Below are 23,221 nucleotides of genomic sequence, written 5' to 3' on the forward strand. Positions count from 1 at the left end.
GCCGAACGCAGACGGCAGTTGCCTGGTTCCCCATGTGACAGGCATCACTGGCAACCATCCGGAGCGGTCACGTGTCACTTGTGTACGGAGTCTGCTCTCGGAGGGGGAGAGCAGACTCCGTTGCCGTGTCCCGGCGCGCTCAGCTGTCCCGGTTCCTCGGCGGGACCGGGGGCATCGCGACGAAGGGCAGCCGCAGGGCCGCGAAGGCCTCCTTGGGGACCGCCGGACGGACCGGTTCCACCGCCGCGAGGCGCTCGTACGCCGCGCCCTGGTCCGGACGCGGGTCCCGCTCCCCCTTGTTGGGCCAGAACGACATGGCCCGCTCGGCCTGGGCGGTGATCGTCAGCGACGGGTTCACGCCGAGGTTCGCGGAGACCGCCGAACCGTCCACCACCGAGATGCCCGGGTGCCCGTACAGCCGGTGGTACGGGTCCACCACTCCCTCCTCGGGGGTGGCGCCGATGGGGCAGCCGCCCAGGAAGTGCGCGGTCAGCGGGGTGCCCATCAGCTCGCCCACATTGCTGCCGGGGAAGCCGTTGATCTCCTCGGCGAGCAGGGTGGCCGCCTGCGTGGCCTCGGCGATCTGCACCGGATTGGGCGCGCCGTGGCCCTGGCGGGCGGTCAGCAGGCCCTTCCCGATCCCGCCCGGTTTGCGGTAGGTGGTCAGCGAGTTGTCCAGCGACTGCATGACCAGGCCGATGATGGTCCGCTCCGACCAGCGGCGGTTGGAGAGGGAACGGGCGAACTGCACCGGGTGCCTGGCGGTGCGGGCGAACCAGGCGCGGACCCGGTGCTTGCCGTAGGGGACCTGGAGGATGGTCATGAACCCCATGGCGTTGGAGCCCTTGCCGTAGCGGACCGGCTCGATGTGGGTGTCGGCGTTGGGGTGCACCGAGGAGGTGATGGCCACGCCCCGGGTGAAGTCGGCGCGCGCGTCCGGGCCGTGGCGCCTGCGGTAGCGGCGCTCGTCGGTCTGCGCGCCGACCAGGCCCTCGGAGTTGGTGCGGGTCAGGTCGCCGAGCCGGTCGGAGAGGCGGGGCAGCTCGCCGCGGTCCTTCATGGTGTGCAGCAGGGTCTGCGTGCCGTACGTACCGGCGGCGACCACGACGTGGCGGGCGCGCAGCACCTTGGCCGGGGCCTTGCGGCGGCCGTCGGTGGGGACGGTACGGACCCGGTAGCCGCCGTCGGGGTGGTCGGCGAGGGCGGTGACCGTGGTCATGGGGTGGATGACGGCGCCCGCGCGCTCGGCAAGGTGCAGGTAGTTCTCGTTCAGGGTGTTCTTGGCGCCGTGGCGGCAGCCCGTCATGCACTCCCCGCATTCGGTGCACGCCGTGCGGGCGGGGCCCGCGCCGCCGAAGTAGGGGTCGGGGACCTCCTCGCCGGGGCGCACCGCGCGCTGGCCCTCCGCGTCCTCGCCGTCGCCGAAGAAGACGCCGACGGGGGCCATGTGGAAGGAGTCCGCGACGCCCATCTTCTCGGCGGCGGCCTTGAGGTGCACGTCGGAGGGGGTGGTGGTCGGGTTGAGCCGGACGCCCAGCATCCGCTTGGCCTGCTCGTAGTACGGGGCCAGTTCGTCCTGCCAGTCGGTGACGGCCGCCCACTGCCGGTCCTCGAAGAAGGCGGTGGGCGGTACGTACAGCGTGTTGGCGTAGTTGAGGGACCCGCCGCCCACTCCGGCGCCCGCGAGCACCATCACGTTGCCGAGCAGGTGGATGCGCTGGATCCCGTACAGCCCGAGGGCCGGTGCCCACAGGTAGTTGCGCAGGTCCCAGCTGTTCTTGGGCAGGCTCTCGCGGGTGAAGCGGCGTCCTGCCTCCAGGACGCCGACCCGGTAGCCCTTCTCGGTGAGCCGCAGTGCCGAGACCGACCCTCCGAAGCCCGATCCGATGACGATCACGTCGTAGTCGTATGCCTGGTCGTACGACACTGCTGTGCCTCCTAGGGCGTACTGGCGTACTAGCGCAAGCGGAGAGCCTTCATGACCTTGAGGCTGCGGGTCATGAACGCGGCGTACTTCTCGTCGTCCATGCCCAGCGAGGGCGCCATCGGCAGCAGCCGCTGGTGGGCGACGGTCTGGGCCTCGGTGTACTTGAGGATGCCCTCGGAGCCGTGCCTGCGGCCGAGGCCCGAGTCCTTCATGCCGCCCATGGGGGCCTGGGCGCTGCCGTAGGCGGGGGCGTAGCCCTCGTTGATGTTGACGGTGCCGGTGCGCAGCCGGGCGGCGACCGCGCGGCCGCGGCGGGCGTCCTTGGTCCAGACGCTGGCGTTGAGCCCGTACGAGGTGGCGTTCGCCTGCGCGACGGCGGTGTCCTCGTCGCTGAAGCGGTAGAGGGAGACGACCGGACCGAAGGTCTCCTCGGCGCACACCGCCATCGGCGCCTCGACGCCGTCGAGGATGGTGGGCTCGTAGAACAGCGGGCCGATGTCGGGGCGGGCGGTGCCGCCCGCGACCAGGGTGGCCCCCTTGGCGACGGCCTCGTCGACGTGCCGCCGTACGGTCTCCAGCTGGCGTTCGCCGACCAGCGAGCCCATGTCCGCGCCGTAGGCGAGGGAGTTGCCGAGGCGCATGGCCCTGGTGCGGGCGGCGAAGCGCTCGACGAAGGCGTCGGCGACCGACTCGTGGACGTAGAGCCGCTCGATGGAGATGCACAGCTGGCCCGCGGAGGAGAAGCAGGCGCGGACGGCACCCGCGGCGGCCTTCTCCACGTCGGCGTCGTGCAGGACCAGCATGGCGTTCTTGCCGCCGAGTTCGAGGGAGACCCCGACCAGTCGGGCGGCGGCGCCCTGGGCGACTTCGCGGCCGGTGCGGGTGGAGCCGGTGAAGGAGACGTAGTCGGCATGGCGGACCACCTCGGGGCCGACGACCGGGCCCTCGCCGAGGACGATCTGGAAGACCTCGGCGGGCAGGCCCGCCTCGATGAGCAGGTCACGGGCCCACAGGGCGGTCAGCGCGGTCTCGGTGTCCGGCTTCATCACGACGGCGTTGCCGGAGACGAAGGCGGGCAGCGCGTCGCCGACGGAGAGTTCGAGCGGGTAGTTCCAGGGGGCGATCTGGCCGACGACCCCGCGCGGCTGGCGCAGTTCGACCACCTTGGTCAGGGTCGGCATGGCCCCGGTGTGGCCCTTGGGGCGCAGGTAGACGGGGGCCTTGCGGCCGTAGTGGCGGGCCGCGATGGCGACGGCCTGCACCTCCTCGTGGGCGTGCAGCCGGGCCTTGCCGGTCTCCAGCTGGATGAGGTCGAGGACCTCGGCCTGCCGGTCGAGGACCAGGTCGTGGAAGCGCAGCAGGACGGCGGCACGGCGGCGTACGGGCACGGCGGCCCAGGCGGCCTGGGCGGCGCGGGCCCGCGCGAAGGCCTCGGCGACGTCCTCGGGGGTGGCCTCGGGCAGCTCGGCCAGCCGGTCCCCGGTGAAGGGGGTGTGGTTGGCGGTGCGGCCGGAGCCGAGCACGCCCCGGGTGAGCCGGGCCACCAGGTCCGGGGTCACGACGTCGGCGGCGGTCCGGGCGCCCGCCGGGGCGGGGGCCACCGGGTTGGTCGTGGCGCGGAGGGTGGCTGCGGGGGCCTGCGAGTCCGTCATGGCGGTGAGCGTATTGCGCCGCGAGGGCTTTGGGTACCCGTGGGTAACCGGATTTTGCCATTTCGCCAGTGATCGCTGGCAGGATCCGCGCGATTGGCGCGATCAGCGCGACCCGCGGGAGCCCGGCGCCCGGCCGGCCGGCCCCGGCCGGGGGCGGGCTCCCGGCCGGTCGGCCCGTACCGCGGCAGGCTCGCGGGGGCGGCCCGTACCGGCGGTCAGCCTCCTTCGGGCGCGGGCTCCCAGCCGCTGACCAGCGTGTCGAACTGCTGGCGGGTCTTCGCCCAGTCCGACAGCGGCCCCGACATGTAGACGGCGTACTCGGTGCCGCTCGGAGCGATGTACATCTGCTCGATGGCCCGGCGCGGCCCGGCGTGCACGCCCTTCTCGGTCCAGGTGAAGTCCCACAGGGCCGCGCGGGTGCTGTCCCGGAAGGTGTTCTGGTTCAGCTTCTGCCGCTTGTAGTCGGTCCGCAGGCTCAGCTGCTTCTCCAGGTCGAGCAGGTGCATGTACGGATTGTCGTAGTCCGGTTTGGTGTCGGAGGCGATCCGGACGAAGTGCTTGCCGTTGTCCGGGGTGTAGTCGATCTGGTTCCCGTCCAGCTGGCGCGTCCAGCCCTTCGGCACCATCAGGGTGAAGCCCGCCGGGTCCTTCACCCGCTGCCAGCCTTCCGGGACCGTGGCCTCGACGGGCTTGACGGGCTCGTCGGCCTTGGCGTCGCCGCTCTGCCCGCCGGAGCCGCTCGCCGTACGGTCCCCGCCCTGGGCCGTGCCCTGGTGCGCCTCCGTGTACTTGAGGATCCCGAAGGCCCCGGCCCCGCCCAGCAGGGCGGCCACCACGGCCACCACCGCCGCGCGCCGGATCCGGCCGGTGGGACGGTCGGCCGTACGGGGCGCGGGGTGCGGCGGCGCGGGCGCGGTCGGGGCCTCCGTCCCGAACACCGCGGTCGCGGCGGCGGGCACGGGCGCCCCGGCGGGCCGCTCGGGCTCGGCGGCGGACGGGAGGGCGGGCCGCCCCGACGGCGCGGGGGTGGCCAGCTCCTCCGGAGTCAGGGCGCGGGTGGGAACGTAGGCGTGCGCCGACTTCGGCTCGCGCCCCTCCATCGCCTCCACCAGCATCCGCTCGGTCTCGGCCGCCGAGGGCCGCTGCGCCGGATCCTTGCGCAGCAGCGCCGTGATGACCGCGCCCAGCGCGCCCGCCTGACGCAGCGCGGGCGGTTCGTCGTTGACGACGGCCTGCAGGCTGGAGATCGGCGAGGTGCGGCGGAACGGCGAGCGCGCCTCGACCGCCGTGTAGAGGGTGGCGCCCAGCGACCACAGGTCGGAGGCCGGGTCGGGGGCCCCACCCGTGACCCGTTCGGGGGCCAGGTAGTCGATGGAGCCCACGAGTTCACCGGTCCGGGTGATCGAGGAGTCCCCCTCGATCGCCGCGATCCCGAAGTCGGTGAGCAGCACCCGCCCGTCCTTGGCGAGCAGGACGTTGCCCGGCTTGACGTCCCGGTGCAGTACGCCGACCGCGTGCGCGGCCCGCAGCGCGCCCAGCACGTGCAGCCCGATCCGGGCCGCCTCGCGGGGCTCGATCCGCCCGGCCGCCTTCGCCGCCTCGGCGAGGGAGGGCCCGTCGATGTACTCCATGACGATCCACGGCCGGTCGTCGTGCTCGAAGACGTCGTGGACGGTGACGACCGCCGGGTGCGCGATCCGGGCGGCGGCCCGGGCCTCCTTCTGGGTCCGGGCGTGCAGGACGGCCCGGTCGGCCTCGGCGACGTACAGACCCGCCGTCAGTTCCTTGACGGCGACCGTTCTGTGCAGCAAGTCGTCGTGCGCGCGCCACACCCTGCCCATGCCGCCGCGGCCGATCGCCTCGGAGAGCCGGTACCGGCCCACGAGTACCGTGCCCGCGCCTGTCCTGTGTTCCACTCAACCCCGCCGCTCTCAGCCTTCGGGCCAGATTACGGAGCGCGCGGCCACTGCCGGAACCGCGCGGGGCCCGTAAGACAGCACTGTGACGCAATCGCCGTACTGACCGCCTGTCAGCAGGCCCTCAGGAACCCGGCCGGTAACTCCCCGTGGCCTTCTCGAAAACCTCGGTCACCTTGTCCTGGGCGTCCTGCGGGCCGAGGACCATCACCACGTGGTAGCGGCCGCCGAGGGCCACGGCCCGGTTGCGCACGTACACGGAACGGCCGCCCCCGTCGGTCCAGGTGTACTGGCCCTCCGCCATCAGCTGTTGACCCACCTTGGTCTGCTTGACCCCCGTCGAGGTCGCCCACGTCGAGGTACGGAAGGGCTCCAGCTCGCGCTCCTTGTCGCGCTGGTAGCTCAGCGGGTCCGGATTGCCCTCCACGGCGTCGCGGCCCGGGGTGAGGACGAGCACGAAGTCGCCATTGGTGTACCGGACCTGGCCCATGTCGTTGACGCCGTGGCGCTCCCACCCGTTGGGCACGAAGACCTGGAAGCCCTCGGGGTCCTGCTGGGCCGTGTACCCGGCGGGGGCGTTCGCCGCGGGGGGCTGCGTCGAGGGAGTGCCGTTCTGGGGCGCGGGCTTGGACTGGGGCGTGCCGGTGGGGGTGTTGGCGCCGCCGCCGCCCGGCTGAGCGGTCCCGGCGCCCGCGGAGGGCCTGGGGCTGCCCTGCGCCTCGGCGCCGGGGCCGTCCGTGCCCGCCTTCGGCATGAAGAAGAGCGCGTACGCGACCCCGCCCGCCAGGGCCACCAGGACCAGCAGCAGCAGGTTGCGGCCCAGCGAACGGCCGCCGCGGGCGCGGGGGGCGTGCTGGGTGCCGCGGTGGCGGCCGTGCGAGAGGTCGCCCCGGCGGCGTACGACGGGCAGCCGCGCCGGGTCGGGTGCGGGCAGCGGGAACGCGAAGCCGCCGTCCGGCTCGGGCGCCGACCGTACGAGCGAGCGCAGCCAGCCGCGCAGCTCCTCGAAGTCGGGGCGCTCGGTGGGGTCCTGACGCAGCAGCGACTCGACGACCGGGCGCAGTGGGCCGCACTCCTCCGCGAAGGCGGGGGGTTCGGCGCAGATCATCTCGACGAGTTCGGCGGCGCTGTCCTCGGGGTAGGGGGCGTGGCCCTGGACGGCCCGGTAGAGCAGCGCGCCGAGGGCCCAGAGGTCGGTGGCGGGGCCGATGGGCGCGGCGAGCTGCCAGTTCGCGTGCACGGGGCCCGCCTGTTCGGGGGCCCAGCGCTCGGTGACGGCCCCGACCACGGCCATGCGCGTGAGCCGTGCCCGCTCGGCGTCGAGCGGAGTGAGCGCCTCCCGCCCGGTCCATCCCGGCCCGGCCCCGTCCCCCGGCCCCGTCCCGGTACGGGCTCCCGGCCCCGGGCCGGTACCGGTACCCGGCGCCCGTCCTGAACCGGTCCCCGGGCCGTGTCCCGTGCCGGTCCCGGGCCCCGGGGCCCGTCCTGTGCCGGTGCCCGGCGCGGACCCTGGATCCGTACCTGACCCGGTTACGGGACCCGGCCCGGCGGGTACCTCCGCCTCGCGGAACCCCTGCGGCAGCGCAAGCCGCCTCCCGGACCCGACACCCCGCTCCCCGTCCTGCCAGCCGACCCCGTCCTGTGCCCGAGCGGCAGCGCCGGGGGCGTTGTTCGCGCCGGGGGTGGAGGCAGTGCCGGGGTCGGGGGCGTGGCCCGTGTCGGGGCCGGGGGCGAAGCGCTCATCGGAGTCGGGAGCGGGGGCGGAGCCGTCACCCCACTCCGCACCGGGGGCCCGGGTCCAGTCGGCGTCGGAGCCCGGTACCGGGCCAGTGGGCGTGCCGGGGTCCGGGGCCCGGGGCGGGGAGCCGGGCACGTCGTGCTGGGCGGCGTACGGAGCCGCGCCGGGAGGCGAGACCCAGTCAGCGCCGGACGCCGGGACCGCGCCGGGGGCCGGGCCCGACGGTTCACCGGGACCCGGAACCGCGGCCGGACCGACGGCCGAACCAAGCACCTGGGCCCAGTCGGCACTGAGTACCGGGAGCGGGTCGGCGCCGACATCGGACGCCGGCCCCGAAGGCGCACCGGAGCCCGGGGCCGGACCCGCGGCCCGGGCCGCGTCGGAGCCCGAAGCCGGAGCCCAGCCGGCGCCGAACGCCGCGGCCGGGCCGGAACCCGCACCAGGACCCGGGACCGGACCGGCGGCCTGGGCCGCGTCGGGACCCGGAGCCGGGGCCGGGCCGGAGCCCACGCCGGGGGCCGGGGCCGAAGGCTCACCGGGACCAGGAGGCATACCGGGCGCTGCGACCGACGGCGGCGGCGGCGGGGAGAGGGCCTCGGACGGGCGGGGGGTGGCGCCGTGCCATGCCGGGGTGGACGGGGTGGGGCCTCCGTAGGGGTACGAGTAGCCCTGGGGCAGGTTCGCCCCCTCGGGCGGCGCGGCACCGCCCCGCCGCTCCTCGCTCATCCGCGCGGCAGCCTGCGCCCCCGCCCGGTACGCCGCGATGGCCCCGGCCCGCGCGGCGGCCTTGAGGTCCGGCCGCTCGGTCGGCGGCTCCGGGGTGATGTGATCGGTGTACGTCGGCCCGTTGCGCGGGGTCGGCAGCGGCAGCGGCAGCGGCAGCGGCACCGTGTCGTACCCGGGCGCCACCAGCGGCGCGTACTCCGGCCCGTCACCCTGACGCCCGTAACCCGAGCCGGAAGCGGACCCGGCCCCCGGCCCGTACCCCGGATCGCCAGAACCACGCCCGTACCCCGGATCGCCCGGCACCGCCACGGCCCCCGGGCCCGGCCCGGGGTCCCGCTCCGCGTCCCGGTCCCGCTCCGCGTCCGGGTCGCGCTCCGCGTCCGGGTCGCGCTCCGCGTCCGGCGGGTCCGAGGCGAAGCGGCCGAGGCCCGGGTCGCTTCGGCCGCCCTCGTCGCCGTACGGGTCGTCACCGGGGTCGCGCTGGGCGTCGTAGGCCGTCGGCCCCAGGTCGGGGCCGGCGAACTCGGAGTTTCCGTACGCCGGTTCGGCGGGCCCCGGGCCGAGCGACGGCCGCGGCCTCGGCGCCGGGACGCCGCGCGCCCACGCCGCGTCCTGCCGCGCGCCCACGCCACCGGGGTCCGGGCCGACCGGACCGGGCGGGTCCGCCACCGGCACCGGGTCGTACCCGCACAGCGCCTCTTCCGCCGCCCCGGCCGCCAGGCCGGTCAGCATGACGCGCCCGTCGTCGCAGATCAGCACCGTCCGCACGGTGATGTTCCGGTGCGTCCAACCGTGCGCGTGCAGCACCGCGAGGGCCGCGAGCACGTCCGCGGCCACTTCCGCCGCCCGGTACGGGCTCAGCGGTTCGTCCGCGATCAGCGACGCCAGCGACCGGGCGGGCACCAGTTCGCTCACGATCCACAGCGAGTTGCCCTCGGCGAACACGTCGAAGACCTGGTCCAGCCGCGGATGGTCCGGCACCCGCGCCGCCGCCTGCGCCGCGGCGATCGCTCGCCGCACCGCGGGCAGTTCGGAGACGGGCCGCCGACCGGCCGCGGGCGCCCGGTGGCCGTCGAGCATCTCCGCGTCGACGATCTCCGGCAACGGCACCTGCCGGACCAGTACTTCCTGCCCGCTGCGCGTGTCGAAGGCCCGCGTCTCGACGAGTTCGTACTCGTCCGGCGCGCCCGCCGGCGGCAGCGGCAGGCGGTACCGCTCGGCCAGGATCCGGCCCGCGTACTCCTCCATGTCGCCTCCCCCGAGCGCGTTGGTGAGCGGGTGCCCGGTCTGCGCGGTGTGCGCCCCCGTGGCCCCGCTGACACGATACGTCGCCCGGGGCGCCCGCGTCCCGGGCCTGCCGAGGCCCGTGACGTCAGCGCGACACCGGCTCGGCCGTCACCGGCTCAGCCGACGGGCTGGAACGTGTCGAATGCCGTGTTCCGCAGCTGCGTGCACTCCGCGCCGTCCCACTGGTCCGCCGCGCAGCTGATCATGATCGCGTAACCGTGCTTGGCATCCATCTTGAACCCGCGGTTGAGCACGCGGACCCTCATGCCGTTCTGGGTGCGCTCGAACTCCCAGTCCGCGACGGTCGGATACCCGCGATAGTCCACGGCACGCAGTCCGAGCTGCTTGTAGTCCTTGCTGCTGCCCCCCACCGCCGGGGCGAGCTGGGACCAGGCGAGGCGGGCGTCGTCCGTGGGGCTCTTGTTGAAGTCGACCTGGATGCGGGGGAAGCCGCCGTCGCGGCTGTATATCCCGCCGGAGGACACGCCCGCGGTGTCGGTCTGGTGGAAGCCCTGGGGCATCGCCATGGAGAAGTGGAACTGGTTGTTCGTCACCGTGGCGAACCCGGCCGGCACGCCGTTGCCCGTGCCCTGACCCTGGCTCTGGCCCGTGCCCTGGCTCTGACCCTGCGCCTGTCCCGGCGTCTGTCCCTGGCCCTGGCCCTGGCTCTGGCCCTGCGCCTCGCCCTGGGGCTGGCCCGGGCTCGGCTGTCCGGCGCTGCCGCCGTCGGGGCTGGGCGTTCCGCTGCCGGCACTCGTACCGGCAGCGGTCTTCGGGCTGGCCGACGTACCGGTACCGCCCCCGGCGCCGCCCTTGCCGGCCTTCTTGTCGCCGGAGTCGTCGCCGCTGAAGGCGTAGACGACGAGGGAGCCGATGACGGCCAGTACGACGACCAGCCCGGCTATCGCCAGGGCGATCGTGCGGCGGGACATGACATCGGTGAGCGGGGCCGCGACCGGGGCGGAGCGCGGCGTACGGGCCGGGGTGGCCGGGGCCTGCGCCGCCGACGCGGCGACCGCGGCCGAGGCTGCCGCCGCCTTCTGCTCGGCGGCCGCCTCGGCGGCGGCCTTGCGCGCCGACTTCAGCGCGGCGCGGGCGCGTTCGCGCCGCTCGCGGTCGCGTTCCTTCTTCTCGGCCCTCTCCGCCTTCTCGGCGGTCTTCTCAGCGGCCTTCTCGGCGGTCTTCTCGTCCACCGCCCGCTGGGCGTCCGCCAGGGATATCTGGCGGGTCTCCTCCACGGCCGGGATGAGCGGCTCGGGCGGGGCCTCGGGCGCGTCGAGGACGGCGTTCAGCAGGGCGCGGGCACCGGCGTCGTCGAGCCGGTGGGCCGGGTCCTTGGCGAGCAGGCCGTAGATGACCTCGGTGAGCGGGCCCGCGTTCTTCGGCGGATCGACCGGCTCGGTCATGACGGCGGTGAGCGTGGCGAGCGCGGACCCCTTGTCGTACGGGGGTACGCCCTCCACGGACGCGTAGATCAGACCGCCGAGCGACCACATGTCGGCGGGCGGGCCCGGCTTGTAGCCACGGGCGCGCTCGGGCGAGATGTAGGAGGGCGCGCCGACGAGCATGCCGGTGGAGGTGACGGAGGGGTCGCCCTCGACCTGGGCGATGCCGAAGTCGGTGAGGACGACCCGGCCGCTCTCGGAGATGAGCACGTTCGACGGCTTCACATCGCGGTGCAGGATGCCTTCGCCGTGGGCGGCCTTGAGTACGTCCAGCACGGCGAGGCCGACCTCGGCGGCGCGCCGGGGCGTCAGCGGGCCGCGCTCGCGGATGAATTCGGCGAGGGAGAGCCCCTCGATCAGCTCCATCACGATCCAGGGGCGGTCGTCCTCGTCGACCACGTCGTACACGGTGACGGCGCCCGCGCTGCGGATCCGGGCGATGGCCTTGGCCTCGCGCAGGGTGCGGGTGACGAGGCGGCGCTTCTCGTCCTCGTCCACGCCGTGGCCGAACCGGAGTTCCTTGACGGCGACGGTGCGGCCGAGGGTGACGTCCTTGGCGCGCCATACGGTGCCCATGCCGCCCTTGCCGAGCACGCGGCCGAGCCGGTAGCGCCGCGCGAGCAGCCGCCCTTCGTCCTCGCCGGAGCCCGCGCCGGAGCCGGACCCCGGGCCGGCCTTCCGTCCGGCGGCATCGGCCACCCCGGCCCCGCCGCCCTTGCGCCCGGCGGAGTCGGCCGTAGCGCCTGCGCCGGCACCCTTCGGCCCCGGGAGGGCCTCCGGCTCGGGAAGGTCCTTCGTCACGGCGTCCGCCCGGGGACCCGCCCCGGCGTCGCGCACGATCCCGGGTACCTCGGTCGCGTCGGCGTCGTCCGCCGGCTGCTCGTCCGCACCGGTCTCGCCCGGAAGGGCATCCTCCGGCTCCGCCGGTACGGCATCCTCCGGCTCCGCCGGAGCGGCCACCGCGTCCTGCTGCTCCGCCGGTTCCTCGTCCGCGGCGGCTCCGCCGGTCACGGCAGGCTCCGCCCCCGACGTGTCGTCAGCGGGCGCGACCGAGTCCGACACCGGGTCAGCGGCCTTGCCACCCGTGCCCGCACCCCCCGGCTCCGCCGGACCCGACTCCGATGAAGCGGAATCCGACGGGGAGAGCGGAGCCGGTATGTCGGCTGCCGTTCCCACAGGGGACTCCGGCTTGCGCTTGTGCTCCGGCTTCGACATGCGTCCCCTCTGCGATCGTGCCGCCTTCTCCGGCCGGCCCGTCATCCCGCTGGGCCCGACGTAACCCGCCCCGGCCGAAACCTCATTGTTCCTCACTCCGCAACGGACGGGTGTCCCGGGTCTACGGTTCCCCGGCCCGCGGCGTGGCTTCGGCACGGCTTCCACACCGCTTCGGCACGACTTCGGCACGTCAGAGCGGAACGATGTCCGGCGCCCCCAGCCTGGCCGCGTCCGCCGTCTGGTCGTCCGGCTGGCGCTGCGACTCCCGTTCCGCCTGGACCCGCTTCTCGTAGTGCGCCACTTCCTTCTCGGTCTGCGCCTCGTCCCAGCCCAGCACCGGCGCCATCAGCTCCGCGCACTCCCGCGCGGACCTCGTCCCCCGGTCGAAGGTCTCGATCGAGATCCGGGTCCGCCGGGTCAGTACGTCGTCCAGGTGCCGCGCCCCCTCGTGCGAGGCGGCGTACACGATCTCGGCCCGCAGGTAGTCGTCCGCCCCGGTCACCGGTTCCCCCAGGGCCGGGTCCGCCGCGATCAGGTCGAGCAGTTCCTCCGTCAGCGAGCCGTACCGGTTCAACAGGTGCTCCACCCGCACCACATGAAGACCCGTCCGGGCGGCGATCCGGACCCGCCCGTTCCACAGCGCCCGGTACCCCTCGGCGCCGACCAGCGGCACGTCCTCGGTGACGCATTCCGCGACCCGCTGGTCCAGCCCGTGCACCGCCTCGTCGACCGCGTCCTTGGCCATGACCCGGTACGTCGTGTACTTGCCGCCCGCCACCACGACCAGCCCCGGCACCGGGTGGGCCACCGTGTGCTCGCGCGAGAGCTTGCTCGTGGCGTCCGACTCCCCGGCCAGCAGCGGCCGCAGGCCCGCGTACACGCCCTGGACGTCGTCGCGGGTCAGTGGCACCGCCAGGACCGAGTTCACGTGTTCGAGCAGGTAGTCGATGTCCGCGCTGGACGCCGCCGGGTGCGCCTTGTCGAGGTCCCAGTCGGTGTCGGTGGTCCCCACGATCCAGTGCCGCCCCCACGGGATGACGAAGAGGACGGACTTCTCCGTGCGCAGGATCAGCCCGGTCGCCGAGTGGATCCGGTCCTTCGGCACCACCAGGTGGATGCCCTTGGAGGCGCGGACGTGGAACTGCCCGCGCTCGCCGATCAGCGCCTGCGTGTCGTCCGTCCACACCCCGGTGGCGTTCACGATCTGCTTCGCGCGGATCTCGTACTCCCCGCCGCCCTCGACGTCCTGGACGCGCGCGCCGACCACTCGTTCGCCCTCGCGCAGGAAGCCGACGACCCGGGCCCGGTTGGCGCACTGCGCCCCGTACGCCGCGGCCGTGCGCACCAAGGTGGCCACATAGCGCGCGTCGTCCATCTGGGCGTCGTAGTACTGGAGGGCTCCGACCAGGGCGTCCTTGCGCAGCGCGGGTGCGATCCGCAGGGCTCGCTTGCGCGAGAGGTGCCGGTGCAGCGGCAGGCCCCGGCCGTGGCCGCTGGAGAGCGACATCGCGTCGTACAGGGCGACGCCCGAGCCCGCGTACAGCCGCTCCCAGCCCTTGTGCTGGAGCGGGTACAGGAACGGCACGGGCTTGACCAAGTGCGGCGCGAGGCGTTCCAGCAGCAGTCCACGCTCCTTGAGGGCCTCCCGGACGAGCGCGAAGTCGAGCATCTCCAGGTACCTGAGTCCGCCGTGGATCAGCTTGCTGGAGCGGCTGGAGGTGCCCGAGGCCCAGTCCCGGGCCTCGACCAGGCCGGTCGAGAGGCCCCTGGTGGCCGCGTCGAGCGCGGTCCCGGCCCCCACCACGCCCGCGCCCACCACGAGTACGTCGAGTTCTCGTTCGGCCATCCGGGCGAGCGCCTCCGCACGCTGCGCGGGTCCCAGTGTCGCTGTCCTCACGGCTGCCTCCCGTTGATGCGGGTGATCCCGCTCATATCCCCCTTGGTCATGATTCTGACCGGACACCCCGACATCGGCCACCGCCTGTGGACAACACAGCGGTGACTGCCACCCCACAATGCCGCAGATCGGTCATATATACGCCTAGTCTGACATAGCGCCAGCTCCCCCTGTCCACAGGACGTGCGCGTTCAGCCCCCTCACGTCAGGGGAGGAAGGACGGCAACCCCATGCCCGCTGACCTCGCCGTCATCGGACTCGGCCACCTCGGCCTCCCACTCGCCCAGGCCGCCGTTTCCGCCGGTATCGAGACCGTCGGATACGACAGCGGACCCACCACCGACTCCACTCTCACCGCCGCGGAGATCCGCCGCATGTCGGCGGCGGGCTTCCGCGTCACCACCAACCCCGCCGAACTCGGACGGGTCCGTACCGCCGTCATCTGCGCGCCCACCCGGCTCGGCGCCGACCGCGCGCTCGACCTGTCCGCCGTCGGCGAGGCGGGCCGCGCCCTGGCCGCCCGGCTGCGCCCGCACACCACCGTCATCCTCGAATCCGCCGCCCATCCGGGGGTCACCGAGGAATACTTGCGCCCCATCCTCGAAGGCGGCTCGGGTCTGCGCGCAGGGCGCGACTTCCACTTGGCCTACTCCCCCAGCCGCCACGATCCCGGCAACCGGACGCACGGCATCGCCAACACCCCCAAGGTGATCGGCGGCCTCACCCCGGCCTGCACCGAGTCGGCGGCCGCCTTCTACGCGCGCCTCACCGAGAAGGTGGTCCGCGCGCGCGGCCTGCGCGAGGCGGAGACGGTCCAGCTCCTGGAGACCAACTACCGGCACGTCAACATCGCCCTCATGAACGAGATGGCGGTGCTCTGCCACGACCTCGGCGTGGACCTGTGGGACGTGATCCGCTGCGCGGAGACCAAGCCGTACGGGTACCAGGCCTTCCGCCCCGGTCCCGGCGTCGGCGGCCACGGCATCCCGCTGGACCCCAACTACCTCCCACACACCACCCGCACTCCCGGTCACCCCCTGCGCATGGTCGGCCTGGCGCAGGAGATCAACGACCGGATGCCGCAGTACGTCATCCAGCGCAGCGCCACCCTCCTCAACGAGCACGGCAAATCCGCGCGCGGGGCGCGGGTGCTGCTCCTCGGGGTGACCTACAAGCCGGACCTGGCCGACCAGGAGGGCTCCCCGGCCCGCGAGATCGCCAGCAGACTGGTCGACCTGGGGGCCCTGATCAGCTACCACGACCCGTACATCGCGGGGTGGCGGGTACGCGAGCAGCCCGTACCGCGGGCCGAATCTTTGTACGAGGCCGCGGCGGACGCCGATCTGACGATCCTGCTCCAGCACCACCGCACCTACGACCTCCAGGGCCTGGCGGTCAAGGCACAGTTGCTGCTGGACACCAGGGGCGCGAGCCCGGCGGGGGCCGCGCACCGGCTCTGAACCACCGGGAATCCCCTCCGCGGCTGTCGGTGGCGGCTGCGAGCCTGCGGCGAACTTATTTCGCACTTACGTCCCCATGGCCATTCGTGGGGCACCCGTGCGCCCGTATCCCTGGGGGGGATCTCTTCATGAGCCAGCAGTTCCAGCCGCCCGCGCCCCACTCCGTCACCCCGGCCCCCGGCTACCCGGCCCCGGCCGCCCCGAAGGGCAATGTCGTCCTCGGCGTCGTCGCGGCCGTGGTCGCCGCCCTGGTCGCGGCCGGCGTCTACGGCTGGATCATCGGCGCCACCGAGCACGAGATCGGCTACGCGGCGGTCGGCGTCGGCATCCTCGTCGGCTTCGCGGCGGGCAAGCTCGGTGGCCGCAACCCGGTCCTCCCGGTCGTGGCAGCCGTCCTGTCCCTCGGCTCCGTCTACGCCGGGGGGCTCGTCGGCGAGGCCGTCATGGGCTCGAAGCAGCTCCCGCTCAGCGCGACCGAGCTGCTCACCCAGCACCTCGACGTGGTGCAGGAGGCCTGGAAGGCCGACGCGGACTTCATCTCGATCGTCTTCTTCGCGATCGGCGCGGTCGTCGCCTTCCAGACGGCCCGCAAGGCCGCCGCCTGACCCGCACCACCCGCCGCGCGAAGGGCCTGGCCCGACCCGGCGCCCGCGCGAACGCCGCAGGGCCGGCACCCCGGGTGGGGTACCGGCCCTGCGCGCGTACGACCGTAGGCCGGGCGGGTCGGTCAGCGGCGGTGCTGCGAGTCCGCGACCGTGACCTCGACGCGCTGGAATTCCTTCAGCTCGCTGTAGCCGGTGGTGGCCATCGAACGGCGCAGGGCGCCGAAGATGTTCATCGAACCGTCCGGGGAGTGCGAGGGGCCGGTGAGGATCTCCTCGGTGGTGCCCACCGTGCCGAGGTCGACCTTCTTGCCGCGCGGCACGTCCTCGTGGACGGCCTCCATGCCCCAGTGGTGGCCCTTGCCGGGCGCGTCCGTGGCACGGGCCAGCGGGGAGCCCATCATGACCGCGTCGGCGCCGCAGGCGACGGCCTTGGGGATGTCGCCGGACCAGCCCACGCCACCGTCGGCGATGACGTGCACGTAACGGCCGCCGGACTCGTCCATGTAGTCGCGGCGGGCCGCGGCCACGTCGGCGACGGCGGTCGCCATCGGGACCTGGATGCCCAGCACGTTGCGCGTGGTGTGCGCGGCGCCGCCGCCGAAGCCCACCAGCACGCCCGCCGCGCCGGTGCGCATCAGGTGCAGGGCCGCGGTGTAGGTGGCGCAGCCGCCGACGATGACCGGGACGTCCAGCTCGTAGATGAACTGCTTGAGGTTCAGCGGCTCGGCGGCGCCCGAGACGTGCTCGGCGGAGACCGTGGTGCCGCGGATCACGAAGATGTCGACGCCCGCGTCGACGACCGCCTTGGAGAACTCGGCGGTGCGCTGCGGGGAGAGCGCGGCGGCGGTGACCACACCGGAGTCGCGCACCTCCTTGATGCGCCGCTTGATCAGCTCGGCCTGGATCGGCGCCTCGTAGATCTCCTGGAGGCGGCGGGTGGCCGCCTCGGTGTCCAGCGCGGCGATCTCGTCGAGCAGCGGCTGCGGGTCCTCGTACCGGGTCCACAGGCCTTCGAGGTTCAGTACACCCAGACCGCCCAGCTCGCCGATGCGGATCGCGGTCTGCGGGGAGACCACCGAGTCCATGGGGGCGGCCAGGAACGGCAGCTCGAAGCGGTAGGCGTCGATCTGCCAGGCGATCGAGACCTCCTTCGGGTCTCGGGTACGGCGGCTGGGGACGATGGCGATGTCATCGAACGCGTACGCCCTGCGGCCGCGCTTGCCGCGCCCGATCTCGATCTCAGTCACGTGTGGTGGCCTTTCCTCTGGGTCTGCCCGTCCAGTATCCCCGACCCGCGGGGGACCGCGTTTCGGTGACCGCTGTACGGACGGCTGTACGGGCGCACGACGAAGGGGGCGGATCCGGAAATGCCCGGACCCGCCCCCTCGCGACGTGTCAGCCCTTGCGGCTGTAGTTCGGCGCCTCGACGGTCATCTGGATGTCGTGCGGGTGGCTCTCCTTGAGCCCGGCCGAGGTGATCCGGACGAACCGGCCCCGGTCCTGGAGCTCGGGAACCGTACGGCCGCCGACGTAGAACATCGACTGGCGCAGGCCGCCGACCAGCTGGTGGACGACGGCGGAGAGCGGACCGCGGTAGGGCACCTGGCCCTCGATGCCCTCGGGGATCAGCTTGTCGTCGCCGCCGACGCCTTCCTGGAAGTAGCGGTCCTTGGAGAAGGACTTGCGGTCGCCGCGGGACTGCATCGCGCCGAGCGAGCCCATGCCCCGGTAGGACTTGAACTGCTTGCCGTTGATGAAGAGCAGCTCGCCCGGGGACTCCTCGCAGCCCGCGAGCAGCGAGCCGAGCATCACCGTGTCGGCGCCCGCGACCAGGGCCTTGGCGATGTCGCCGGAGTACTGGAGGCCGCCGTCGCCGATGACGGGGACGCCCGCGGCCTTGGCGGCCAGCGCGGCCTCGTAGATCGCGGTGACCTGGGGGACGCCGATGCCCGCGACCACGCGGGTGGTGCAGATGGAGCCGGGGCCCACGCCGACCTTGATGCCGTCGCAGCCCGCGTCGATGAGCGCCTGGGCGCCGTCACGGGTGGCGATGTTGCCGCCGATGACGTCGACCGAGGAGTTCGACTTGATCTTGGAGACCATGTCGCCGACGAGGCGGGAGTGGCCGTGGGCGGTGTCGACGACGATGAAGTCGGCGCCCGCCTCGATCAGGGCCTGGGCCCTCTCGTAGGCGTCGCCCGCGACGCCTACGGCCGCGCCGACCAGCAGGCGCCCGTCCTTGTCCTTGGCGGCGTTCGGGTACTTCTCGGCCTTGACGAAGTCCTTGACCGTGATGAGGCCCTTGAGGATGCCCGCGTCGTCGACCAGCGGAAGCTTCTCGATCTTGTGGCGGCGCAGCAATTCCATGGCGTCCACGCCGGTGATGCCGACCTTGCCGGTCACCAGCGGCATCGGGGTCATGACCTCGCGCACCTGGCGGGCGCGGTCCGACTCGAAGGCCATGTCGCGGTTGGTGACGATGCCGAGCAGCTTGCCCGCCGGGTCGGTGACCGGGACACCGCTGATGCGGAACTTCGCGCACAGCTCGTCGGCCTCGCGCAGCGTCGCGTCCGGGTGCACCGTGATCGGGTCGGTGACCATGCCGGACTCGGAGCGCTTGACCAGGTCGACCTGGTTGGCCTGGTCGGCGATGGAGAGGTTGCGGTGCAGTACGCCGACGCCGCCCTGACGGGCCATGGCGATGGCCATGCGGGCCTCGGTGACCTTGTCCATCGCGGCGGACAGCAGCGGGACGTTGACCCGCACGTTCCGCGAGATCAGGGAGGAGGTGTCGATCTGGTCAGGCGCCATGTCCGACACGCCCGGCAGGAGCAGCACATCGTCGTAAGTGAGCCCCAGCGTGGCGAATTTGTCGGGCACTCCGTCGGCGTTGACAGTCATGACACCTTCCCAGATGGTCTTGCTCAGCGCGGATGTCCATGCTAACGGGATCCCAGAGCGTCTGATTCCACGACCAAGATCGACCGGAAGATTCGTGGTTTCCTACGGACTTTCCCCGAGCTTAGGGCCGCGCGCCGCGGGGGGTCTACGGGGGCGGCGGGCGTACGCGCCCCACCCGCCCCGTGCGAGCACCCCGAGCGCGGGCCCGCGGCCCGCCGGCGGGCCCGCGCTCGGCCCGGCGAGGGGCCGTGCGGCCCGCCCGGCCTACTGCTCGGCGAGGGCGCGCAGCCTGCTGAGCGCGCGGTGCTGGGCGACGCGGACCGCGCCCGGGGACATCCCGAGCATCTGGCCGGTCTCCTCCGCCGTCAGCCCGACGGCCACCCGCAGCACCAGCAGTTCCCGCTGGTTCTCCGGCAGATTGGCCAGCAGCTTCTTGGCCCAGGCCGCGTCGCTGCTGAGCAGCGCCCGCTCCTCGGGACCGAGCGAGTCGTCGGGCCGCTCCGGCATCTCGTCGGACGGAACGGCGGTGCTGCCCGGGTGCCGCATGGCGGCCCGCTGGAGGTCGGCGACCTTGTGCGCGGCGATCGCGAAGACGAACGCCTCGAAGGGGCGGCCGGTGTCGCGGTAGCGGGGCAGGGCCATCAGGACGGCGACGCAGACCTCCTGCGCCAGGTCCTCGACGAAGTGCCGGGCGTCACCGGGCAGCCGGGACAGCCGGGTGCGGCAGTAGCGCAGTGCGAGCGGGTGCACGAAGGCGAGCAGGTCGTGCGTGGCCTGTCCGTCGCCCTCGACGGCACGGCGTACGAGCGCGCTGACGGCCCCGGCGCTGCCGCCCTGGGCGGTGCCGGTCGGGCCATTGGCCGTGGTGGACCCCTCGGCCTCGTCGTCGCGCATCAATCCATGGTGCCTTGGCGCCGGAGCATTCGCGGCACCGTGGCCCGTGTTGTGCATCGAAGCGTTATGAGCGGGTGCGCCTGAAGTCATCGCCCGCGCCCTCCCCTCCCGCTCGGCAGAATGGTCCCGGGCCACGGCTTCGCGCCGGGGCCACACCCTCAAGGATGCGGCATCGCGCCCGAAGCGACACGTCCCACGGATTGTGCCTCGCGAATCCCGCGCGCGCACCGGCTGCGACACGACCGGTCGTACGGCTCCCGATCAGCGCAGGAACAAGCCTGCGCCCGGCCCGTGAGGGGCCGGGCGGAACGGCGTACTGAATCCGGCGTACCGGATCTGGCACAGCGGATCCGGCGGACCGGATCCAGCGGACCGGATCTAGCGGACCAGGCCCCAGCGGAAGCCGAGTGCCACGGCGTGCGCCCGGTCCGAGGCGCCGAGCTTCTTGAACAGCCTGCGGGCGTGGGTCTTGACCGTGTCCTCGGAGAGGAAGAGCTCGCGCCCGATCTCCGCGTTCGACCGGCCGTGGCTCATGCCCTCGAGGACCTGGATCTCGCGCGCGGTGAGCGTGGGCGCGGCGCCCATCTCGGCCGAGCGCAGCCGCCGGGGGGCGAGCCGCCAGGTCGGGTCGGCGAGTGCCTGGGTGACCGTGGCCCGCAGTTCGGCGCGCGAGGCGTCCTTGTGCAGATAGCCCCGGGCACCGGCGGCGACCGCGAGGGCCACGCCGTCCAGGTCCTCGGCGACCGTCAGCATGATGATGCGAGCGCCCGGGTCGGCCGAGAGCAGTCGCCGGACGGTCTCGACACCGCCGAGCCCTGGCATCCGTACATCCATCAGAATCAGATCGGAGCGGTCGGCACCCCAGCGGCGGAGGACTTCCTCGCCGTTGGCAGCCGTCGTCACACGCTCGACGCCGGGCACGGTGGCAACCGCGCGACGGAGCGCCTCTCGGGCAAGCGGGGAGTCGTCGCAGACGAGGACGGATGTCATGACCGCCCTCCGCAGCTGCTGATGCGCGTCACCTTGAGCCTCCAGGCTGGTACGTATCGTCACCGTTGCGGTCGATGCCCCCGGACACCTGTCCGAGAACTTCTTGGTTCAACCGCCTTCGCACTCTCAACGACGGTCACTCGAAAGAGTTACGGGTCGGACGGACACCTTCGGCACTCTACGTGAGGAACCGAACACGGCGTAGACGCCACGCGTCGCGCGTCCGCCATCTGGAGCTATGCCCTATTTGGCGGCTTTCCTTCCGTTTGCCATGTGTCTGACGCTAGATTCCCAATGAGTCATATTTACATCTACTACGACAGTAGATGTGGAGACATGGACCATATCCGCCTCAGTACCGGCACCAAGAGGACTACCCATGGCAGATTTCTCCCGCCTCCCCGGACCGAACGCCGACCTCTGGGACTGGCAGCTGCTCGCTGCCTGCCGGGGGGTCGACAGCTCCCTCTTCTTCCACCCGGAAGGCGAGCGGGGCGCGGCCAGGAGCGCGCGCGAGACCTCGGCTAAAGAGGTCTGCATGCGATGCCCGGTGCGTTCGGAATGCGCAGCGCACGCACTCGCCGTCCGCGAGCCCTACGGAGTGTGGGGCGGCCTCACCGAGGACGAACGCGAAGAACTGATGGGCCGGGCCCGGCACCGCCTCATCCCCGCGACCAGCGTGACGGGGCCCGTAGCGACCGGGCCCACCGTGACCCACTGATCCATCCGGTCGGAGGAAACGCCCGAAGGAACGTTTCCTCGCATCGTCGGAACCACCCGTTCGAACCACCCCGCGAGGCCGCCCGTCGGAACCACCCCGCCGGAGCCGCCCGCCCGGCCGTACCGCCGTACGGCCGTCAGCGGGCGGCGGCACGCTCCAACTGGTCCAGGGTCGCCGCCACGGCGGGGACCCTGGCCAGGTCCGCCAGCGTCAGCGCCACGATCTCGCGCTCGACCTCGGGCTCCAGCGCCAGCGCGGCCACGCCCTTGGCCCGTACGGACTCCACGGCGAGCTCGGGCAGTACGGCCACGCCCAGGCCCGCACCCACCAGGCCGACCACGGCCGGGTAGTCGTCGGTGGCGAAATCGATCCGCGGGGTGAAGCCCGCGGCCTCGCACACGTCCACCAGATGGCGGCGGCAGCGCGGGCAGCCCGCGATCCAGGGCTCGTCGGCCAGCTCGGCCATGCCCACCCGGGCCGCGCCCGCGAGCCGGTGCCCCTCGGGAACCAGGCCCACCAGACGGTCGGTCAGCAGCGGGCGCACCACCAGGTCGTCCCATTCGGACGGGCCGCCCTCCGGCGCGGAACCGGCGTACCGGAACGCCAGCGCCACATCGCAGTCGCCCTCGCGCAGCATCTCCACCGAGCGCGGCGGTTCGGCCTCCACCAGCGAGATCCGGGTGCCCGGGTGCTCGGCGCGCATCGCGGCGAGCGCGGTCGGCACCAGGGTGGAGCTGCCGCTGGGGAAGGAGACGAGCCGGACCCGGCCCGCGCGCAGCCCGGCGATGGCCGCGACCTCCTCCTCGGCGGCGGTCAGCCCGGCGAGGATGCCCGCGGCGTGGCGGACCAGCGCCTCCCCGGCCTGGGTCAGCCGCGTCTCGCGGCCCGCCCGGATGAGCAGCGGGGTCCCGGCGGACTGCTCCAGCGCCTTCATCTGCTGGGAGACGGCGGGCTGGGTACAGCCCAGTTCGCGGGCGGCGGCGGAGAAGGAACCCGCGCCGGCCACGGCGCGCAGGACTCGGAGATGACGTGCCTCGATCACCCTCCGAGCATAAGGCTTGCTTTGGACTTGGCGCCATTGCCCCATGGACGGCTTTGAGGGCGCTCGGCTAGCGTGCACTCCATGGAGCTGATTTCCCTGAACCTGGGCCGCGCGACGGTCGTCGACTACACCGACGCGGAAGGCGGGCTCACGGGAAGCGACAAGAAGCCGGTGGCCGGCCCCGTGCGCGTCTTCGCCCCCGGCCCCCGGGGCGCGGGTGCCAGCGGGGTCGAGGGTGACGCCGTCTGCGACCTGCGCCATCACGGCGGGGACCACCAGGCGGTCTACGCGTACGCGCGCGAGGACCTGGACTGGTGGGAGCTGGAACTGGGCCGGGCGCTCCCCGCGGGGGTCTTCGGCGAGAACTTCACCACGACGGGGATCGACGTCACCGGGGCACTGCTGGGCGAGCGGTGGCGGGTCGGCCCCGACCTGGTCCTCGAAGTGGCCTCGGCCCGCATACCGTGCCGGACCTTCCAGGGTTTCCTGGAGGAGGCGAGCTGGGTCAAGCGGTTCACCCAGGAGGTCAGGCCGGGCGCATACCTGCGGGTGCTCCAGGAGGGCGAGGTCTCCCCGGGCGACCGGATCGAGGTCCTCCACCGGCCGGAGCACGAGGTGTCGGTCGGCTTCTGGTTCCGCGCGTTCACCAGTGAGCGGGCGCTGCTGCCGCGCACACTGGCCGCGGCGGACGTGATGGACCCGCGCTCGCACGAGAAGGCCCGCGACTACGCGGCGAAGTACGGGGACGGCGGCGGCGGGGTGTGAGGGCGGCGTGAGGGCGCCAGCTCCTACGGCTAGGTTGCCC

At 73.3% G+C, this 23,221-nt stretch carries 15 protein-coding genes; 4 read left to right on the top strand and 11 right to left on the bottom strand.

Annotated features, from left to right (window positions below):
• Positions 1-139: 139 nt before the first annotated feature.
• The 6 genes from QMF80_RS21655 to QMF80_RS21680 all read right to left on the bottom strand — a co-directional run bounded on the left by QMF80_RS21655 (position 140) and on the right by QMF80_RS21680 (position 13,803).
• The gene (locus QMF80_RS21655) at positions 140-1,927 is read right to left on the bottom strand and encodes a GMC oxidoreductase (RefSeq protein ID WP_283455823.1); all 1,788 of its coding nucleotides are present in this window, start codon (positions 1,925-1,927) and stop codon (positions 140-142) included.
• A gap of 29 nt (positions 1,928-1,956) precedes the next feature.
• Positions 1,957-3,579 carry a succinic semialdehyde dehydrogenase gene (locus QMF80_RS21660; RefSeq protein WP_283455824.1) on the bottom strand — a complete coding sequence of 541 codons (1,623 nt, stop codon included), beginning with the start codon at positions 3,577-3,579 and terminating at the stop codon, positions 1,957-1,959.
• Positions 3,580-3,794: 215 nt separating this feature from the next.
• Complete coding sequence (locus QMF80_RS21665; RefSeq protein ID WP_283455826.1) at positions 3,795-5,495, bottom strand: serine/threonine-protein kinase; 1,701 nt, start codon at positions 5,493-5,495, stop codon at positions 3,795-3,797.
• A 124-nt stretch (positions 5,496-5,619) separates the two neighbouring features.
• The gene (locus QMF80_RS21670; protein WP_283455828.1) at positions 5,620-9,207 is read right to left on the bottom strand and encodes a serine/threonine kinase C-terminal domain-containing protein; all 3,588 of its coding nucleotides are present in this window, start codon (positions 9,205-9,207) and stop codon (positions 5,620-5,622) included.
• A gap of 155 nt (positions 9,208-9,362) precedes the next feature.
• Entirely contained in the window at positions 9,363-11,702 is a 2,340-nt protein-coding gene (locus tag QMF80_RS21675) for a serine/threonine-protein kinase (RefSeq protein WP_349372227.1), read from the bottom strand.
• A 394-nt stretch (positions 11,703-12,096) separates the two neighbouring features.
• Positions 12,097-13,803: a glycerol-3-phosphate dehydrogenase/oxidase gene (locus QMF80_RS21680; protein WP_283455830.1), complete on the bottom strand. Its 1,707-nt coding sequence runs from the start codon at positions 13,801-13,803 to the stop codon at positions 12,097-12,099.
• 230 nt (positions 13,804-14,033) lie between these two features.
• Between QMF80_RS21680 and QMF80_RS21685 the strand changes: the two genes are divergently transcribed.
• Both QMF80_RS21685 and QMF80_RS21690 read left to right on the top strand, forming a co-directional pair.
• A complete protein-coding gene (locus QMF80_RS21685; protein ID WP_283455832.1) occupies positions 14,034-15,263 on the top strand; it encodes a nucleotide sugar dehydrogenase in 1,230 nt (409 codons plus the stop codon).
• Positions 15,264-15,391: 128 nt separating this feature from the next.
• Positions 15,392-15,868 (top strand): hypothetical protein, encoded by a 477-nt coding sequence (locus QMF80_RS21690; protein ID WP_283455834.1) that lies wholly within the window; start codon positions 15,392-15,394, stop codon positions 15,866-15,868.
• Between the two features lie 122 nt (positions 15,869-15,990).
• Here the strand turns inward: QMF80_RS21690 and QMF80_RS21695 are convergent, their stop codons facing one another.
• From QMF80_RS21695 to QMF80_RS21710, 4 genes are all read right to left on the bottom strand, one after another.
• Entirely contained in the window at positions 15,991-17,115 is a 1,125-nt protein-coding gene (locus QMF80_RS21695; protein WP_283455836.1) for a GuaB3 family IMP dehydrogenase-related protein, read from the bottom strand.
• Between the two features lie 148 nt (positions 17,116-17,263).
• A complete protein-coding gene (gene guaB / locus QMF80_RS21700; RefSeq protein WP_283455838.1) occupies positions 17,264-18,769 on the bottom strand; it encodes an IMP dehydrogenase in 1,506 nt (501 codons plus the stop codon).
• 264 nt (positions 18,770-19,033) lie between these two features.
• Entirely contained in the window at positions 19,034-19,663 is a 630-nt protein-coding gene (locus tag QMF80_RS21705; protein ID WP_283455840.1) for a sigma-70 family RNA polymerase sigma factor, read from the bottom strand.
• Positions 19,664-20,041: 378 nt separating this feature from the next.
• Complete coding sequence (locus tag QMF80_RS21710; protein ID WP_003948568.1) at positions 20,042-20,653, bottom strand: response regulator transcription factor; 612 nt, start codon at positions 20,651-20,653, stop codon at positions 20,042-20,044.
• A 379-nt stretch (positions 20,654-21,032) separates the two neighbouring features.
• Between QMF80_RS21710 and QMF80_RS21715 the strand changes: the two genes are divergently transcribed.
• Positions 21,033-21,374 carry a WhiB family transcriptional regulator gene (locus QMF80_RS21715; protein ID WP_283455893.1) on the top strand — a complete coding sequence of 114 codons (342 nt, stop codon included), beginning with the start codon at positions 21,033-21,035 and terminating at the stop codon, positions 21,372-21,374.
• Positions 21,375-21,510: 136 nt separating this feature from the next.
• Here the strand turns inward: QMF80_RS21715 and QMF80_RS21720 are convergent, their stop codons facing one another.
• Complete coding sequence (locus tag QMF80_RS21720) at positions 21,511-22,416, bottom strand: LysR family transcriptional regulator (protein WP_283455894.1); 906 nt, start codon at positions 22,414-22,416, stop codon at positions 21,511-21,513.
• Between the two features lie 81 nt (positions 22,417-22,497).
• Between QMF80_RS21720 and QMF80_RS21725 the strand changes: the two genes are divergently transcribed.
• The gene (locus tag QMF80_RS21725; protein ID WP_283455895.1) at positions 22,498-23,181 is read left to right on the top strand and encodes an MOSC domain-containing protein; all 684 of its coding nucleotides are present in this window, start codon (positions 22,498-22,500) and stop codon (positions 23,179-23,181) included.
• Positions 23,182-23,221 lie beyond the last annotated feature (40 nt).

This window comes from Streptomyces sp. G-G2 (genome assembly GCF_030063135.1).
Classification (GTDB): Bacteria; Actinomycetota; Actinomycetes; order Streptomycetales; family Streptomycetaceae; genus Streptomyces.

Bases quoted from the DNA above. Each gene is read 5' to 3' on its own strand.
- QMF80_RS21660 (WP_283455824.1), bottom strand. From the start codon at position 3,579: ATGACGGACTCGCAGGCCCCCGCAGCCACCCTCCGCGCCACGACCAAC.
- QMF80_RS21670 (WP_283455828.1), bottom strand. From the start codon at position 9,207: ATGGAGGAGTACGCGGGCCGGATCCTGGCCGAGCGGTACCGCCTGCCG.
- QMF80_RS21685 (WP_283455832.1), top strand. From the start codon at position 14,034: ATGCCCGCTGACCTCGCCGTCATCGGACTCGGCCACCTCGGCCTCCCA.
- QMF80_RS21690 (WP_283455834.1), top strand. From the start codon at position 15,392: ATGAGCCAGCAGTTCCAGCCGCCCGCGCCCCACTCCGTCACCCCGGCC.
- guaB (WP_283455838.1), bottom strand. From the start codon at position 18,769: ATGACTGTCAACGCCGACGGAGTGCCCGACAAATTCGCCACGCTGGGG.
- QMF80_RS21705 (WP_283455840.1), bottom strand. From the start codon at position 19,663: ATGCGCGACGACGAGGCCGAGGGGTCCACCACGGCCAATGGCCCGACC.
- QMF80_RS21710 (WP_003948568.1), bottom strand. From the start codon at position 20,653: ATGACATCCGTCCTCGTCTGCGACGACTCCCCGCTTGCCCGAGAGGCG.
- QMF80_RS21715 (WP_283455893.1), top strand. From the start codon at position 21,033: ATGGCAGATTTCTCCCGCCTCCCCGGACCGAACGCCGACCTCTGGGAC.
- QMF80_RS21725 (WP_283455895.1), top strand. From the start codon at position 22,498: ATGGAGCTGATTTCCCTGAACCTGGGCCGCGCGACGGTCGTCGACTAC.